General features: G+C 66.8%; 17 protein-coding genes. 8 read left to right on the top strand and 9 right to left on the bottom strand.

The features are described 5' to 3' along the window. Positions 1–15: 15 nt before the first annotated feature. From C1924_RS08715 to C1924_RS08700, 4 genes are all read right to left on the bottom strand, one after another. Positions 16–993: an MsnO8 family LLM class oxidoreductase gene (locus tag C1924_RS08715; protein WP_108764928.1), complete on the bottom strand. Its 978-nt coding sequence runs from the start codon at positions 991–993 to the stop codon at positions 16–18. A gap of 14 nt (positions 994–1,007) precedes the next feature. Next, positions 1,008–1,370 carry a DUF3088 family protein gene (locus tag C1924_RS08710; protein WP_108764927.1) on the bottom strand — a complete coding sequence of 121 codons (363 nt, stop codon included), beginning with the start codon at positions 1,368–1,370 and terminating at the stop codon, positions 1,008–1,010. Positions 1,371–1,538: 168 nt separating this feature from the next. Then, positions 1,539–2,120, bottom strand: a complete 582-nt coding sequence (gene msuE, locus C1924_RS08705) for an FMN reductase (protein ID WP_108764926.1) — start codon at positions 2,118–2,120, stop codon at positions 1,539–1,541. A gap of 50 nt (positions 2,121–2,170) precedes the next feature. Next, complete coding sequence (locus tag C1924_RS08700; protein WP_108764925.1) at positions 2,171–4,750, bottom strand: TonB-dependent receptor; 2,580 nt, start codon at positions 4,748–4,750, stop codon at positions 2,171–2,173. Positions 4,751–5,081: 331 nt separating this feature from the next. Here C1924_RS08700 and C1924_RS08695 point away from each other — a divergent pair, with 331 nt between their 5' ends. The 3 genes from C1924_RS08695 (at position 5,082) to C1924_RS08685 (ending at position 6,799) form a co-directional block, all read left to right on the top strand. After that, positions 5,082–6,074 (top strand): helix-turn-helix domain-containing protein, encoded by a 993-nt coding sequence (locus C1924_RS08695; protein WP_108764924.1) that lies wholly within the window; start codon positions 5,082–5,084, stop codon positions 6,072–6,074. A gap of 159 nt (positions 6,075–6,233) precedes the next feature. Further along, positions 6,234–6,518: a hypothetical protein gene (locus tag C1924_RS08690; protein WP_108764923.1), complete on the top strand. Its 285-nt coding sequence runs from the start codon at positions 6,234–6,236 to the stop codon at positions 6,516–6,518. Continuing rightward, positions 6,515–6,799 (top strand): type II toxin-antitoxin system RelE/ParE family toxin, encoded by a 285-nt coding sequence (locus tag C1924_RS08685; protein WP_108764922.1) that lies wholly within the window; start codon positions 6,515–6,517, stop codon positions 6,797–6,799. Before C1924_RS08690 ends, C1924_RS08685 begins: the two co-directional genes overlap by 4 nt. 51 nt (positions 6,800–6,850) lie before the next feature. On the opposite strand, the gene C1924_RS08680 is transcribed toward C1924_RS08685, so the two are convergent. The 3 genes from C1924_RS08680 to C1924_RS08670 all read right to left on the bottom strand — a co-directional run bounded on the left by C1924_RS08680 (position 6,851) and on the right by C1924_RS08670 (position 9,134). Beyond that, positions 6,851–7,336 carry a hypothetical protein gene (locus tag C1924_RS08680; protein WP_108764921.1) on the bottom strand — a complete coding sequence of 162 codons (486 nt, stop codon included), beginning with the start codon at positions 7,334–7,336 and terminating at the stop codon, positions 6,851–6,853. A gap of 91 nt (positions 7,337–7,427) precedes the next feature. Next, positions 7,428–8,015, bottom strand: coding sequence for a TetR/AcrR family transcriptional regulator (locus C1924_RS08675; protein WP_108764920.1), 588 nt, complete (start codon positions 8,013–8,015; stop codon positions 7,428–7,430). 183 nt (positions 8,016–8,198) lie between these two features. After that, positions 8,199–9,134, bottom strand: a complete 936-nt coding sequence (locus C1924_RS08670; RefSeq protein ID WP_216821583.1) for an AraC family transcriptional regulator — start codon at positions 9,132–9,134, stop codon at positions 8,199–8,201. A 96-nt stretch (positions 9,135–9,230) separates the two neighbouring features. On the opposite strand from C1924_RS08670, the gene C1924_RS08665 reads away from it, so the two are divergent. The 5 genes from C1924_RS08665 (at position 9,231) to C1924_RS08645 (ending at position 14,700) form a co-directional block, all read left to right on the top strand. Next, complete coding sequence (locus tag C1924_RS08665) at positions 9,231–10,064, top strand: oxidoreductase (RefSeq protein ID WP_108764919.1); 834 nt, start codon at positions 9,231–9,233, stop codon at positions 10,062–10,064. Between the two features lie 116 nt (positions 10,065–10,180). Next, a complete protein-coding gene (locus C1924_RS08660; protein ID WP_254051238.1) occupies positions 10,181–11,773 on the top strand; it encodes a sensor domain-containing diguanylate cyclase in 1,593 nt (530 codons plus the stop codon). Positions 11,774–11,896: 123 nt separating this feature from the next. Next, the gene (locus C1924_RS08655; RefSeq protein ID WP_254051237.1) at positions 11,897–13,663 is read left to right on the top strand and encodes an EAL domain-containing protein; all 1,767 of its coding nucleotides are present in this window, start codon (positions 11,897–11,899) and stop codon (positions 13,661–13,663) included. Continuing rightward, a complete protein-coding gene (locus C1924_RS20645) occupies positions 13,578–14,228 on the top strand; it encodes a chemotaxis protein CheW (RefSeq protein WP_108764918.1) in 651 nt (216 codons plus the stop codon). The genes C1924_RS08655 and C1924_RS20645 overlap by 86 nt, the downstream gene beginning before the upstream one ends. Positions 14,229–14,400: 172 nt before the next feature. Then, entirely contained in the window at positions 14,401–14,700 is a 300-nt protein-coding gene (locus tag C1924_RS08645) for a hypothetical protein (RefSeq protein ID WP_108764917.1), read from the top strand. Between the two features lie 25 nt (positions 14,701–14,725). Here C1924_RS08645 and C1924_RS08640 read toward each other — a convergent pair whose 3' ends face one another. Together C1924_RS08640 and C1924_RS08635 are read right to left on the bottom strand one after the other, a co-directional pair. Continuing rightward, a complete protein-coding gene (locus tag C1924_RS08640; RefSeq protein ID WP_254051236.1) occupies positions 14,726–15,073 on the bottom strand; it encodes a nuclear transport factor 2 family protein in 348 nt (115 codons plus the stop codon). A gap of 5 nt (positions 15,074–15,078) precedes the next feature. After that, positions 15,079–15,480, bottom strand: coding sequence for a VOC family protein (locus C1924_RS08635; protein WP_108764916.1), 402 nt, complete (start codon positions 15,478–15,480; stop codon positions 15,079–15,081). Between the last annotated feature and the right edge of the window lie 16 nt (positions 15,481–15,496).

Below are 15,496 nucleotides of genomic sequence, written 5' to 3'. Positions count from 1 at the left end.
GGGTCGCTCCTGGGGTCAGGCCACCGCCGCGCGGGGCGCGGGCGACAGCAGTTCAAGGGAGGTCAGGCGGGCATCCAGATCGGCCACCGGGGCGTCGAGGATGAATTCACCCACGCCGAAGCGGCGGTGGAGTGCGTCCAGTTCACCGCGTACGTGCGCGGCATCGCCGGACAGCACGCTGGGCTGCGTTTCCTCGATGCGGAACTCGCTCACGCCCACCTGCCGCGCATACTCGGCAGCGGCGTCGGCACTCGGCAGGTTGACCGTCTGCCCCGGGCCGAGATGCAGCTTATAGACGCGCAGCGCACCGACGTGGCGCGCCGCCGCCTCTGCCGTCGCTGCAGCGAAAGCCACGGTGGCCAGCAGTGGTGGCTGCGTGGACAGCGTGCGGTAGGCCTCGAACGCGGCTTCGATATGGGCCGGGTCGCCATCGAAGTGCGCCGCATAGACGAAGCGCCAACCCAGCTCTGCCGCCTGGCGCGCGCTCTGCGGGCTGGCGCCCAGCAGGAAGCGTTCGGGCGCGGCCTGCGGCACCGGCCGCGCCTGCGCGTCATCGTGCGTACCCGACAGATAGCCTTCCAGGTCACGCAGCTGCTGGTTGAAATCGGTGAAAGGAGCGCGGCCTGCGGCCAGCGCCGCCGTCGAGGCCGGCAGGCCGCCGGGCGCCTTGCCCACGCCCAGGTCCACACGGCCCGGTGCCAGCGCCGCCAGCAGATTGAAATTCTCGGCCACCTTGTACGGTGCGTAATGGCGCAGCATCACCCCGCCGCTGCCGATGCGGATGCGCCGGGTCTGCGCCAGCACCCACGCCGCCAGCACTTCCGGGGCCGGGCTGGCCAGGGTCGGCGCGGCGTGGTGTTCTGCAAACCAGTAGCGGTGGTAGCCCAGCTGTTCGGCACGCTGCGCCAGCTGCAGGCTGTTGCGCAGTGCCTGTTCGGGCGTGCCACCCTCGGCCACCGGGCTTTTGTCCAATACGCTGATCAGGTAGCTCATCGTCGCGTCCTCGCTCAGGGGTGGGCCACGGGAATGCCGAGCAGGCCATTCAACGCTGCCAGGATGGGTTCGGCGCCGGACACGTACTGGCGCTCGTGGTGCGCACCGTTGGCATGTTCGCTGTGCACGCCCTGCGGCAGCACCAGCTTGGGCAGCGACTGGTCCTGCTCACCGATCTCGGCGATCACCTCGCGGCGCGGCCGGGCAAAGCCGATGCGGCGCACGTCCAGTTGTGCATCCAGGCCATCGATGCTCGACAGCGCACCCTCAAGCAGCAGGCTGTGCCGGCAGAAGAAGCGCTGCCCGGGCAGCTGGCCATCCTCGAACTCGCGGTCGAGCAGGAACAGGATCGGTTTATGGGTTGCGTCTACAGCCACGAGGGTGTCCTCATCAGGTCCGGCACCACCGTGCCGCTTCGTCTTCGATGCTAGAGAAGGCCGGCGCTGCCTCGGCGCCATCGCACGACAATCGGCGGTCACATCCGGCCACGCAGATGCGCCTTGGCCATAAGCAGAACGCCACCGGTTATGCCGCGCGCCGTGGGTTCAGGCGATGCGCCGCAACGGCGCGGGTGAAGCCACCGCCGGTGCTGCCAGGTGGCCCGCCGCACGCTCGGCGGCCAACGCAATGCGCGCCTGCAGCGCCGCGCTGCTGATCTGCGCACCGTCGAAGTCCGCGGGGGTGGCGTACACCCCGATCGGCAGCGTGTGCGCCTGCAGGAAACTGAACAACGGACGCAGCTGGTGGTCGATCACCAGCGCATGGCGCTCGCTGCCCCCGGTCGCCGCCAGCAGTACCGGCGTGTCCACCAGCGCCTCCAGCCCGATGAAATCGACCAGGTGCTTGAACAGCCCCGGGTAGGAACCGCGATAGACCGGCGCGGCCACGATCAGAAGATCCGCCGCTTCCACCGTGGCCAACGCCCGCTCCACGTCCGGCTCCACTTCCGCACGTGACAACGACTGCCCCAGCGATCGCGCGATCGGCGCCAGCTCCACCAGCGTCGCGCTGGCGTGCAGCCGCTGCTGCAGCGCCTCCAGCAGATGCCGCACCAGCAGCAGCGTCCGCGACGTCGCCGAACTGGTGGGCGAACCTATCAATGCAACCACGTTCAATGCAGATGACATGCAACACTCCTTCGGTAGAGTCGAGCGTGCTCGACTGCTCTTCGCTTCAATCAGAACCGGTAATTCACCCGCCCATACCAGAACGCGCCCACCGTGCTCAGCACATCGCCGGTATCCCAGGTGGTCTCGATGCTGGCCACGTCGGTCGCGCTGCGCGCGTACTCAGGCACCTTGCGGGTGCGCTTGTCGAACAGGTTGTTGATGCCCAGCGCCGCGCTCCAGCCGCCGCCCAGTTCCACCCCGCCAGAGAGGTTGGTCACCAACACGGGCGGCTGCTTGTAGGCCACGCCGTTGTTCAGCCGCTTGATCGGGCCGTAATAGGTGAAATCCAGGTTTGATCGCCAGCGGCCGTTCTGCCAGCCCAGCCCCGCCACCTGGGTGTAGCTGGGCGTGCGGAAGCGCAGCGCGTACTCGCTCGATCGGGTCAGCAGGTTGATGTTCGGCAGGCCCTGCAGCGCCGCAGGGATGGCACTGACCTTCTGGATGGTGGTGCGGCCGACGTTGGCCGCGTACGTCCAGCGCAGCTTGCCCCACGCTGTCTCCTGGTTCGCTTCCAGGGTCAGCTCCACGCCGCGTGTGCGGGTGTCGCCCACGTTGGTGAAGTAGCTGGCATAGAAGGCGTCACCCGGCAGGATGCTGATGCCGGCCGTACCCAGCAGCGCATCGATGGTGTTCTTCTGCGCGGCAGTCAGCACCGTGCCGCTGTTGTCGGTAATGCGTGCCGGGTCCTGCGCGTTGTAGCCGATCTGGCTGGACTGCCCCAGTTGGCCGCGGATGTCGATCTGGTACGCATCCACCGCCAGGTGGAAGGCCGGGCTCGGGTCCCAGGTCACGCCCAGGCTGTAGTTGGTCGCCTTTTCCGGCTTCAGCGGCGTTGCGCCCAGGGCAACGGCAGCCGGCGATGCAACCTGCGCCACCAGCGTGGTGCCGCACGGGCAGCTGCCCGTCGCCTGGTAGAACTGCGCCCCCAGGCTGGGCGCGTGGAAGCCATTGCTGACCGTCGCGCGCACACCCAGTGCATCGGTGAAATCAAAACGCGTGGTCAGGCGCCCGGTTGACACACTGCCAAAATCCGAATGGTCTTCCCAGCGCGCGGCCGCATCCAGGTACCAGCGCGCGGTGATGTTGCTGGCCGCCCCCACGTACACCGCCTTGCTGTTGCGGGTGGCCTTCACCGCATCGGCCGTCGAGTAGCCCACGAACGCAGCCGCACCGAAGCCGGTGTACGACTCCCACTGCCCTGCCCCGCGTTCGTACTGTTCGTGCTGGTATTCGGCACCGGCACTGACCTCCAGCGGCGACGCCAGCGCTGCCACCTCGAAACTGCGGCGAAGGTCCAGGTTGGCGATGCCCTGCTGGTAGTCCAGCTTGCCGTCATAGAAATCGGTGGGCGAACCCGGGTACGGCAACGAGAAGTTCGCCGAGTTGCGCGTATAGGTGCGCACCGTGCTGCGGTTGCCGGTCAGGCTGGCGTCGTAGTCCCAGCCAGCCAGCAGCCCCTTCACACCCGCGCTGCCGGTGTACTGTTTTTCCTTGGTTTCCAGCACCGGCAGGAAGCCATCGGGCCACACGCTCAGCACGCTCGGCGCTTTGTAGGTGGTGAAGATGGTCGCCGGCAGGCGGAAGTTCTGGATGGCCTGCGCGGTGCGGTCGCTGGCTGTGGCCGTGGCGTAGAACTGGGCGTTCTCACCCAGGCCATGGCCGGCATTCAGTGCGAAGGCGCGCAACGCGTACGAAGGCGAGCTGAGGATGGTATTGGCCTCTGCATCGCGCGTGGCTTCGGCCGGGTTCGGCGTCGCCCCGGCCGGCAACTGGTTGTTGGGGCGCAGCGCCACCAGATTGCCGCTGGCATCCACCGCCGGGTAGCTCAGGTAGCCATCGATGTAGCGGCGCGTACGAATGGCATGATGCTGGCGGGTGGTTTCGCCGGAAAGATTGACGAAGCCATCCTCGCCCCACGGCAGCCCGACGTTCGCGCGCACACTGGTGCGGGTGCCATCGCCGTCGGTGCTCTGCCCGCTTTCCACCGACACATCGCCACCGTGCGCCTGGGATTTGAGGATCACGTTGACCACGCCGGTGATGGCATCGGAACCATAGATGGCCGACGCGCCGTCGCGCAGCACTTCCACATGGTCGATGGCGGCCACCGGAATCAGCGCCAGATCGGCCCAGGCGTGGCCGGGGTAACCGCCACCGTTGGCACCGCTCACGTAGGCACTGGCGTTGCGGCGCTTGCCGTTCACCAGCACCAGCGTGTAGCCCGGCGACAGGTTGCGCAGCTGGTAGCCGCGGATGAGGCTTTCCTGGTCGCTCTGGTAGCCACCAATCTGGCTCAGCGAAGGCAGGCTGCGCTGCAGCGCCTCCAGCAGATTGGCCTGGCCGGTGGCCGCCAGATCCTCGGCGGAGATCACATCGATGGGGGTAGAACTGTTCTTGACCGTGCGGGTGCTGGTGCGCGAACCAGTCACCACCACCGCATCCAGCGTGGAGGCCGCCAGGCTGGCCGAGGTGGCGGTGGTGGAACTGGCCGGCGCATCGGTTTCGGCCGCGTGGGCGGTCGCTGCGCCCAGCGACGCTGCAATCAGAACCGCGAGAGTGGTGAGGACAGGCGAATGGGTAGCAGGCATGGGGGCTCGTGGGGGTGGGCCGGAGACACAGCCCCATTCAAAGACGCCGGCCCGCCACGCAACAGCCGATATCGCGCCACCCGGCCGTCATATCCGGCCAGCCACATGACGGCTGGTAATGACCTTACGCAGGCAATGCGTACGGGGTCGGATCCCTTTCCACAGGAAAGGGCTCTGACCCCACAAATGACCCCCGAACGAGCCATGCCCATGCATCGGGGTCGGAGCCCTTCCTGCGGAAGGGATCCGACCCCTGCCATATACCGCGCTGGCATCTCCACATACCCGCGCGCCACTGCGCGCACCACAGCCGCGCCGGTAGCATCAGGCCATGAGCATCGACCCCACCGCGCCTACTGTTGCCATCGTGGCCTGCCACGGCCAAGGGCTCTTCGAGTTCGGCTGCGCGGTCGGCCTGTTCGCTCCCATCCGCCCCGAACTGGGGGTGGCGTGGTACCGCACCCAGCTCTGTGCCGGTGAACCCGGAGCGCTGCGCATGCTCGGCAGCGCGCAGGTGCAGCTGCCCTGTTCGCTGGATGCCGTCGATGACGCCGACATCATCGTCATCCCCGGCTGGCGCGATCCCAGCGAACGCCCACCGCAGGCGCTGCTCGATGCGCTCATCCGCGCCCACGCACGCGGCGCACGCATCACCTCCATCTGCTCGGGTGCGTTCGTACTGGCCTGGGCCGGGCTGCTCGATGGCCGCCAGGCCACCACGCACTGGCGGCTGACCGAAGCGCTGGCGCGCGACTTTCCCCGCATCCAGGTGCGCGACGATGTGCTGTACGTCGATACCGGCGACATCATCACCTCGGCCGGCTCGGCCACCGGGATGGACATGATGCTGCACCTGGTGCGCAAGGATTACGGCGCACGCGTGGCCAACCTGGTGGCCGAGCGCCTGGTGCTGGCACCGTGGCGCGATGCCGAGCGCAGCCAGCGCGTCAGCCGGGCCATTCCCAACGGCGAACCCACGCGGCTGGCGAAGCTGATGGAATGGATGCGCCACAACCTCCGCCACGCGCATTCGCTGGGCAGCCTGGCCGAACAGGCAGCGCTGAGCCAGCGCACCCTCCAGCGGCAGTTCCTGGAAGCCACCGGGCTGTCGCCCATCGACTGGCTCATCCGCGAGCGCGTGGCCCTCGCCCGCGAACTGCTGGAAACCACTGACCGCCCACTGCAGTGGGTGGCCGAGCAGGCGGGGTTTGGTTCGCAGGAATCCTTCCGCCGGCATTTCCGGGGGCTGGTCGATGCCAGCCCGACCGAATACCGCAGCCAGCATCGCGGTGCACTGAGTGCGGATCGGCTGGTGGGCTGTTGAGCGAGCAGCCAACGAGCTGACGCTTCCGGCCTCGCGCCACGCCTTTGGCCGCGTTAGCCTTCACCATCGAACGATCTCCGTACGCGGGTGCCCGATACTCACAGGTCAGGATACTGACCTGTGTTACGTTGTTACCACGATGTAACACAGGAATTCATCATGAACGAAGCCACGTTTACTTTCCGCGTTGACGAAGATCTCAAGCAGGCCTTTGGGGACGCGGCCAAAGCGCGGGATCGCACCAGCGCACAGTTGCTGCGCGATTTCATGCGTGCCTTCGTGCTGCAGCAGCAAACGACCGACAATGATGCCGAGTTCCGTCTGCAGGTGCAGGCAGGGCTCGATTCCGCAAACGCGGGCAGGTTGATACCCGCTGACCAGGTGGAAGCACGATTTGCCGCACGTCGTACAGCAACAAGACGCAGGCTTGAAAGCACCAAGTGAAAGAACTGTTCTGGACACCAGAGGCGAGCGATGACCGCGAACTGATCTACACCTTCATTGAAGCAGACAGCCCCAGTGCGGCGCTCGCGCTGGACGAACTGTTCAGTGAGCGAGCGGCTTACCTGGTGCGCCATCCAGGCATTGGTAAGCCAGGGCAAATTCCGGGTACACGGGAGTGGGTTGTTCATCCCCGATATGTGCTTGTCTACGACGTCGTGCAGACGCACGTTCGAGTTCTGCGCTTGCTGCACACAGCACGCGCCCCAGTGGATCGCGCCTGACCTAACTGGGCACGTTCGGCCTGCGCGTGTGCTGAACGCCCAGCCTATCCCTCATCTGCGCGATCGAATCCGCCAGCACTGCGCTGCGAACCCCACTACGAACAGCACCCCACATACCAGCAGCGTCTGCAGCACCACCGGCGCCAGCGGCGCAGCGGCAATCGGGTGGCCCACCGGCAGCCGCGTCAGCGTTTCATTGGTGCCCGGTACCAGTGAAAGCAAAAAACTGAAAGACAAGGCGAACGTTGAAAGGTATGGCGCCGCCCGGCCAAGGACGCGCAGCCGCCCCGCCAGCACGCCACCGAAAGCCACCAGCAGCACGATGACACCGAAGGCATGGCCGGGGTTGAGGCCGCCCGTACTGGACACGGTGAACGACGTCGCCACCGACAAAACCAGGCCCAGCAGATAGAGCTTGCCCGCACGTGTCGCGGGGGCGATGGCGCGATGGCGGACGAAGCCGTACAGGCCGGCCAGGATCGGCACCAGGCTGACAGCGGTGTGGATCGCACCGAGGGTGGACAAGGGATGTGCCATGGGAATCTCCGCTGGTTTTTGAACCTACTAGTAGGTAGGCATTAGGGGTAAAACAAAGGCCCGCACCATCGCAGGCCTTTCCAGGAAAACGTCAGGCGGCCGCGCTTACCCGCGCAATGGCCAACCGGGCCAACGCCGCGAACGTGGTGGCATCACCCAAGCCGCGCGCGGCCAGCATCGCGCCGTGCACCGATGACATGAAGGCCTTGGCCTCATCGGTCGCACTGCCCTGCAGCCGAAGCTGACCCAACGCCGCCCCTTTTTCCAGGGTCAGCGCCAGCCAGCCGCTCAGGTCCTCGAAATGGCCGCGCACTTCATCGGCAATCTCAGCCGGAATCAGTGGCGCTTCCGCGGCCAGCATCGCGCAGATGCAGAACGAGGATGTCCCGCCGGCAATGCAGCTGGACCAGTAATCGACGTAGGCGTTCAACTCCTTCAGCGGATCGCCCAGTTGGCGGTCGAGCAGGGCCAGGCCTTCCCGCGCCTCGGCCCGGTACAGCACCACCACCGTGCGCACCAGGTCCGCCTTGCTGGGGAAGTGGTGGTGGATGCTCGCCTTGCTGATGTTTACCCGCGCCGAGATGTCGGCGTAGCTGAAACCGTTGTAGCCACCGGCTTCCAGCAGGGAACGGGCATGGGCGAGGATCTCGTGGGCTTTGGGGGAGAGCGGGTCTTTCATGGGTGTAAACCTACTAGTTGGTAGGGATGATGTCAAATCTGCGAGGCTGCCACGTTTGCCGGCCAGCGGCCGGCACTACCGGCGGGGTGGGATGCGTCGGTTGCCGGGCGGAGTGGGATGCACCGGTTTCCGAGCGGGTGGGAAGCGGTGGTTGCCGGGTTGGGCGGCGTTTTGGCCTGCACCTCAATGTGAGGACACATACACCGCGTCGGCAGGCGCGGGCGGCAAGGCGAAACTGCGCCTCATACGCGCTGCTTCTGCGGCAGGCGGCAACCCGAACAGGCGCTTGAATTCGCGGTTGAACTGCGAGGGGCTGGCGTAGCCCACCGCCAGCGCTGCCGCTTCGGCGGTCATGCCCTGCCGCAGCATCAGCAGCCGCGCCTGGTGCAGCCGGGTGGACTTCACGTACTGCATCGGCGTGGTGCCGGTGATGTCACGGAAGTGCGCGTGGAAGCTCGGCACGCTCATCTCCGCTTGCGCCGCCAGCGCGTCCACGTCCAGCGCGGTCGCATACGCAGCATGGATATGCCGCAGCACGCTGCCGATGCGGCCAAAGCGCCCACGCATGGCCAGCGCCTCACGCATCGCGCCGCCCTGCGCACCGGTCAGCACGCGGAAGTACAGCTCGCGCACCAGCGCCGGGCCCAGCATCGCCGCTTCCAATGGGTCAGCCAGCGCGTCCAGCAGCCGCAGCACGGTGGTCTGCATGGCCGGCTGCATCGGGCTGGCCATCATGCTCTGCGCGACAACCGGCGCCGGGGGCGCGTGCCCATCCAGTTCCAGCATCAGCGCAGCGGCCAGCGAAAGGTCCAGGTGCAGGTAGATCGCCAGCAGCGGCTGCTCGGCCGTCGCTTCGGTTTCCATGGTGAACGGCACCGGCACCGACACCGCCAGGTAGTGCTGCGCGTCGTACTGGTAGACCTGCCCGCCCAGATAGCCACGCTTCACCCCCTGGCAGACGATCACGATGCCCGGGTCGTACAGCACCGGGGTCCGCGCCAGTGGCCGGTTCGAGCGCAGCAGGCGTACGCCCGGCAAGGCCGTCAGCGTGTAGCCCTCCTCCGTGGCCAGCGCCTGCAGCCGTTCCACCATGCGTTTCTGCAGCAGCATCTGGCTCATGGATTCATAGGAATAGGCAAGAACGCTCGAAGCCTAGGCCTGGGCCGGGCACCGCGCAAGCACTAACGTGCAAGTCCCACCTCAAGGCTGCATCGCATGAACACCTCCCGCCTCTTCCTCATCACCGGCGTCAGCAGCGGCTTCGGCCGTGCGCTGGCCCAGCAGGCCCTGCACGCCGGCCATCGCGTGGTCGGCACCGTGCGCAGCGAAACCGCCCGCCTCGCCTTTGAAGCCCTCGCCCCCGGCCGCGCCCACGGTCGCCTGCTCGACGTCACCGATGCCGGCGCCATCACCCAGCTCGTGGCGGACATCGAAACCGAACTCGGCGCCATCGAGGTGCTGGTCAACAACGCTGGCTATGGCCACGAAGGGGTTCTTGAAGAATCCACCCTCGATGAACTGCGCCAGCAGTTCGAGGTGAACGTGTTCGGCCCTGCCGCGCTCATCAAGGCAGTGCTGCCGCACATGCGCGCGCGCCGCCGTGGCCACATCCTCAGCATCACCTCCATGGGCGGTTTCATCACCATGCCCGGCATTGCCTGGTACTGCGGCAGCAAGTTCGCGCTGGAAGGCATCAGCGAAGTGCTGGCCAAGGAAGTGGCCGGGTTCGGTATCCATGTCACCGCCGTTGCGCCCGGTTCCTTCCGTACCGATTGGGCCGGCCGCTCCATGGTGCGCTCGCCACGTGCCATCGCGGATTACGACGCACTGTTCGACCCCATCCGCAACGCGCGCGAAGCCAAGAGTGGCCACCAGCTGGGCGATCCGGAAAAGGCCGCGCAGGCCATGTTGCAGATCATCCACAGCGAGGCCCCGCCCACCCACCTGCTGCTGGGCAGCGATGCCGTGCAGCTGGTGCGCGGCAAGCTGCAGGATCTGGCTGCGGGCATTGATGCGTGGGAAGCCCTGAGCCGCAGCACGGACGGCTGAGCACGCATCGAGGTTGCCGGGCAGCGCCCGGCACCACCAGAGCGGTGCGCGTGAAGGGTTCCCTTGCACCCTCGGCGCTACGCTGAGCTCCACGCAGCCGCCAGGGAGGCGCAGGGGTGAACGCATCGATCCGGCAGGTGAACCTGCAGCGGCTGATCCTCGCGCTGGCGGCGCTGTCCGCCCTCGTCATGCTGGGGAACGCGGTCTGGGCCAGCTACCAGGTGCAACGCCAGGAACTGCTCGGCAAAAGCCTGGAAGCCAACCGCGTGTACGCGCACTCGCTGGCCCAGTCCACCCAGCATTTCGTGTTGAACGCGCAACGGCAACTGGCGGTGGGCGCTGAACGGCTCAGCCGCAACGTCGGCCAACCCACCGCGCACGATGATGAAGTGGAACGGGTCAAGCAGCAGACCGACGCCTTCAACAGCGTCATCTCGGTCAATGCCCAGGGCGTGGTGGTAGGCGCCTCGCCCGCGCTGCCGGAACTGCAGGGCAAGGCGCTTACCAGCGTCGCCAACCAGAAAGCGCTGCAGCAGCGGCTGCCGATGGTCAGCGATCCCTTCATCGCCCACACCGGCAACCTGGTCGTCACCCTTTCCCACCCCGTGTTCGATGGCGAGGGTGATTACGCCGGCTACATCACCGCCTCCATCCACCTGCGCGATCCCAACGTGCTGCATTCGCTGCTCGGCACACATCCCTACGAGGATGGTTCGTACCTGTATGTCGTCAGCCGCGACGGCACCGTGCTCTACCACCCCGAGCCCGACCGCGTCGGCCAGGCTGCCACCCGCAACGCTGCCGTCGATGCTCTCAGCGAAGGCCGCGCGGGGGCGGTGCATTCCCACAACCGCCACGGTGTGCACATGCTGGCCGGCTTCGCCCCGGTGCCCGCGGCCGGCTGGGGCATCGTCGCCCAGCGTCCCGCCGAATCCGCCGCCGCCCCCGCAGGCAGCCTGCTGGCCACGGTGCTGCGCAATGCCGCGCCGCTGGGCCTGCTCACCCTGCTGCTCATCTGGCTGTGCTCGCGCCGCATCGCTGCGCCGCTGCAGCAACTGGCCCAGCACACGAAGGAAGGCGATGTCGGCGCCGCCATCACCCAGGTCAAGGCGGTCAATTCCTGGTACTACGAAGCGGCCCAGCTCAAGCAGGCCGTGCTGGTCAGCTTCCGCAACCTCAACGAGCGCATCGGCCTTCTCGATCAGGCCACGCTTACCGACCCGCTCACCCAGCTGCTCAACCGGCGCGGGCTGGAACGCGCGCTCAGCGCGCTCAATGCCTCGGGCATGCCGTTCGGTGTCATCACCCTGGACGTGGACCACTTCAAGGAGGTCAATGACCGCCATGGCCACGACACCGGCGACCAGGTGCTGGCCGGCATCGCCCAGTGCATGCGGGCCAATGCGCGCCCGCAGGATGTGCTGTGCCGCCTCGGCGGTGAGGAATTCCTCGCCCTGCTGCCCGATGTGGGCGCCGACACCGCGCTGCAGGTGGCCGAACGCCTGCGCAGCGTCATCGAAGCCCATGCCTTCCCCACGGTCGGGCACGTCACCATTTCGGCCGGCGTCAGCCATTACCCGGAAACCCAGGCCGATGCCGATCTGGTCATCCGCCAAGCCGACAAGGCGCTGTACCGCGCCAAGCACGCCGGCCGCAACCGCACCGTGCTCTACCGCAGGCGCAGCCATCGGCGAGACGCGCCGTCTTAACGCCATGCTTGCCGTTTCTGCACAACGCCACCGCTCCCCACCTGCAACCCTGTCATCACCGCCGTGCCGCCTGCACGGCACTGCCTCGGCTCTATGGCGCCCCTGTTCAACTGGAACACGCACATGGCCCCTACCCGTACCGAAGAACGCATGTCGACGCTGGACAGCCTGGACGTCCTGGATGACGTCGCCGGGGCCTCGCTCGATCGCCTGACCGATCTGGCCGCACGCACCTTCCACGCGCCGGTCGCCTTCGTCTCGCTCATCGAAGTTGACCGCCAGCGGCTGATCTCAAGCCAGGGCCTGGCCGTGGCCGAAACGCATATCCGCGATTCCATCTGCGCGCACACCATCGGCTCCACCGCCGGCCTGGTCATCAACGACCTGCGCGTGGACCCGCGCTTTTCCAGCCTGCCGCTGGTGGCCGGCCCGCCGCATCTGCGCTTCTATGCCGGTACCCCGCTCATCGCCGCCAACGGCGTGGCCATCGGTGCGCTGTGCGTGATGGACAGCGTGCCCCGGCAGTTTTCCGCCGATGACCGCCGCCAGCTGCAGACGCTGGGCATGGCCGTGATGAACGAACTGGAGCTGCGCACCCTCAGCGGACGTCGTGATCCAGTCAGCGGCCTGCCCAACCGGCACCAGTTCGCCATCGATTACGCCGCCCGTTCCCTGCGGTCGCCCGGGCAGTACTGCTACGCGGTCATGATCGACGTGCTGGATGTGCCGCGCGCCAACGAAGCCGGCCAGGTACTGGGCATGGTGCCGCTGGAAGCGCTCATCCGACGCGCGGGCGTGCGCATCAACCTCGCTCTGGACGGCGTGGCCCAGGTCTATCACGTGGGCGCCACCCGCTTCGCCTTCGTGGTGGACCTGCCCGACCGCACCGCCATCGAGCGCCTGGTCGAAATGCTGCATGAAGACCTCATCCGGCCCATGATGGCCGCCGCTGTGCCGCTGGCCCCGCAGTTCCATGCCGGCCTGTGCCAGACCACGCTGGGCCGCGACAGCGCCGACGACGCCCTGCGCAAGATGATGATCGCCCTCGGCTCGGCCGTTGCCGGGCAGGTCAGCTGCTGCTGGTATTCGCCCACCCGCGATGAACGGCTGCAGCGCAGCTACCGCCTGGCCACCGATGCCCAGCAGGCGCTGCAGCAGGACCAGTTCCACCTGGTCTATCAGCCACGCTTCCGCGCCACAGACCTCGCCCCGGTGGCCGCCGAAGTGCTGCTGCGCTGGGACCACCCGCAGCTGGGCGCGGTCAGCCCGGCCGAGTTCATCCCCGTGTTCGAGCGCACCGCGCTGATGGATGGCGTCACTGCCTGGGTGCTGGAACACGCCTTCAGCCAGCTTGCCCAATGGCGCCGCGAAGGACTTACGCTCACCCTGTCCATCAACCTCTCCGCGCGCGATGTGTCCCGCAAGGGCATGGCCGATGCGTTCATATCTGCCCTGCTGTGCAAGGGCCTGTCCTGCACCGATGTGGAAATCGAAATCACCGAAGGCGAATGGCTGCGCGCCGATTCGCTGCCCGGCGAACAACTGCAGCAACTGGCCAACGCGGGCGTGCGCGTGGCCATCGATGATTTCGGTAGTGGCTACAGCAATTTCGGTTACCTCACCGAACTGCCCATCCACACCATCAAGCTGGACAAATCCATGATCGACGACCTGCCCACCGACGCCCGCGCGCAGTTGAAGGTGCAGGCCGTCATCAGCCTGGCCCATGGCCTGGGCTACAGCACCGTGGGCGAAGGCGCGGAAACCGCGGACCAGGTGGCCCTGCTGCGCGCCTACGGCTGCGATGAAATCCAGGGCTTTGCGCTGTCGCGGCCGATCAGCGCGTTGGACCTGGCCGCCCGGCTGGACGCTGCCGACGCCCGCGCCTGAGCCTGAGCCCCAGCGTTGGCTGAACAGGATTTTCGGCATTCATCTTGTGCTGACACTGTTGAGCCCGCCAAGGCGGCATCATGGCGCCGCCGCAGCATTGCCTTCTTTTGGATTTCCTTTGCAGCCGTCTTCCCCTTCCGCCGGTTCACCCGCTTCGCCGTCGCGTCGCTTCTTTGAATACCTGGCCGTACGGGCCGGTGAGCAGTGGTTTGCCGTGGACGTGCAGGCCACGGTCGAGATACGCGGCGCGGAAACCTTTGATCGGCCCATCATCGACGGCGGCCCCACCCTGACCGTGCGCGATAAAACGCTGCGCGTGTCCGATCTGCGCCGTCTCAGCGGGCTCACCCCGTTTACCTACAGCTGCCCCGCCATGGCGCTGGTGCGCGCCGGGGTGGAGGTCATCGGCCTGGCCGTGGACGAAGTGGGCGAGATTGAAAGCGTACCCAGCAAACAACTGCGGGCCGACAATCCGCTGGGGTATGTGTTCTGCAGCCAGAGCATTGCGATGGCCGGGAATGTCGAAATACCGCTCATCGTCCCGATGCTGCTGATCGCCGCGTAACCAGGGATTACCTGCGGAGCCGAGCCTGGGCTCGGCTATACAGTCCCTCGACCTGCCTGCTGCATGCAACGCGTGAGCGCGCTGGCGCGCGCGTGCTGTATGGTGGTTCCATCTGGCTCCTCTGTGGTGCGAATCCTTCGCCCCCCTGTCTAGCCCTTTACCGGCTCGACACATGAACGCTCCTTCCGCCTTCCGGGTGCTTCGCATCCGGCCGCTGCTTCGCCCCAACGGAACCGTCGAGCGGGTAGAAGCGCTGCACTGCGCATGCGCGAGCTGTGGAAGTGAACGTCGCTATTCCGAACCCGGTGGTCTCCGGCAGGTCGGCCCAGACATCGAACTGATTTGCCCCGACTGCGGCAGTACCGGCATGTTGAGCGAGGCGCGGATGTTTGCCGCGTGGGTACAACAAGTCCGGCGGGACCGCGTGCTCGTCCTGGCCGGGCTCGACCCGGAAGCGCTTTACGGTCCCTAGGCAACCCCCGGTTCCGCGTAAGCGTTCAATCCAGATCCGCATCGATACGCCTGATGCGCCCCGCCGCGTCCAGCGCCATCACGAGGCGTCCCGTCTCGTGGCCGAAGTCGCCTTTGAAATCCACCCGCACGCACGCCCGCGCGCGGGCCTCGGGTTCCACCGAAAGAATGCGTGTCACCGTGTGGTAACCCACGAAGTAGCGCTCGATGTACGCGCGCACCCCGGCAGCGCCGTCAAAGCGCTGACCGGTAGAGGGGTCATCAATCACCGCATCAGGCGTAAACAGCGATACCGCTCCATCAACATCAAACGCATTGGTCGCCGCCGCAAGGGTCTCGGCTACGCGCTGCATCAGCGCCATCGAAACAGGCATGCGCATCATGCTCCGTGTTGCCAGGGCTTGTGCACGAACTCCAGGCTGTAGCCATCCAGATCCCGCACCTGCGCAGCGTAGTAGCGCGGCTCATAGTGCAGCTGTGCACCCGGCGGATGAATGACCGTTGCGCCCGCAGCCAGTGCCGCCGCGAACGCCGCGTCCACCAGCGCCGTCGATGCAGCGGCAAAGCCCACATGCACGGCCTGCGGTGCCGGCAGCCCCTGCCGCAGCCAGAAGAACACCCGCCCGTCCGCCCCAAACCCTTTCAGATCCGGGTGCCCCGGTGGGCCCTGCCGCCCGTCGTAATCCAGGCGGCGGTCAATACCCAGCACCGGCAGCACCTGCGCGTAGAACGCAATGGCGCGTTGCGTATCGGCAACGGTCAGAAATACATGGTCCAACATCAGACACCTCCTTCGC

It is taken from the genome of Stenotrophomonas sp. ESTM1D_MKCIP4_1, from assembly GCF_003086895.1.
In the GTDB taxonomy this organism is placed as follows: domain Bacteria; phylum Pseudomonadota; class Gammaproteobacteria; order Xanthomonadales; family Xanthomonadaceae; genus Stenotrophomonas.
The sequence above is the reverse complement of the archived record's forward strand: the minus strand, read 5'-3'. Positions and strand labels throughout refer to the sequence as shown.

Excerpts from the sequence above, each read along its gene's own strand:
- msuE (WP_108764926.1), bottom strand. The coding sequence starts at position 2,120 with ATGTCATCTGCATTGAACGTGGTTGCATTGATAGGTTCGCCCACCAGT.
- C1924_RS08645 (WP_108764917.1), top strand. The coding sequence starts at position 14,401 with ATGAACGCTCCTTCCGCCTTCCGGGTGCTTCGCATCCGGCCGCTGCTT.
- C1924_RS08655 (WP_254051237.1), top strand. The coding sequence starts at position 11,897 with ATGGCCCCTACCCGTACCGAAGAACGCATGTCGACGCTGGACAGCCTG.
- C1924_RS08635 (WP_108764916.1), bottom strand. The coding sequence starts at position 15,480 with ATGTTGGACCATGTATTTCTGACCGTTGCCGATACGCAACGCGCCATT.
- C1924_RS08665 (WP_108764919.1), top strand. The coding sequence starts at position 9,231 with ATGAACACCTCCCGCCTCTTCCTCATCACCGGCGTCAGCAGCGGCTTC.
- C1924_RS08715 (WP_108764928.1), bottom strand. The coding sequence starts at position 993 with ATGAGCTACCTGATCAGCGTATTGGACAAAAGCCCGGTGGCCGAGGGT.
- C1924_RS08640 (WP_254051236.1), bottom strand. The coding sequence starts at position 15,073 with ATGCCTGTTTCGATGGCGCTGATGCAGCGCGTAGCCGAGACCCTTGCG.
- C1924_RS08695 (WP_108764924.1), top strand. The coding sequence starts at position 5,082 with ATGAGCATCGACCCCACCGCGCCTACTGTTGCCATCGTGGCCTGCCAC.
- C1924_RS08670 (WP_216821583.1), bottom strand. The coding sequence starts at position 9,134 with ATGAGCCAGATGCTGCTGCAGAAACGCATGGTGGAACGGCTGCAGGCG.
- C1924_RS08690 (WP_108764923.1), top strand. The coding sequence starts at position 6,234 with ATGAACGAAGCCACGTTTACTTTCCGCGTTGACGAAGATCTCAAGCAG.
- C1924_RS08700 (WP_108764925.1), bottom strand. The coding sequence starts at position 4,750 with ATGCCTGCTACCCATTCGCCTGTCCTCACCACTCTCGCGGTTCTGATT.
- C1924_RS08680 (WP_108764921.1), bottom strand. The coding sequence starts at position 7,336 with ATGGCACATCCCTTGTCCACCCTCGGTGCGATCCACACCGCTGTCAGC.
- C1924_RS20645 (WP_108764918.1), top strand. The coding sequence starts at position 13,578 with ATGAAATCCAGGGCTTTGCGCTGTCGCGGCCGATCAGCGCGTTGGACC.
- C1924_RS08675 (WP_108764920.1), bottom strand. The coding sequence starts at position 8,015 with ATGAAAGACCCGCTCTCCCCCAAAGCCCACGAGATCCTCGCCCATGCC.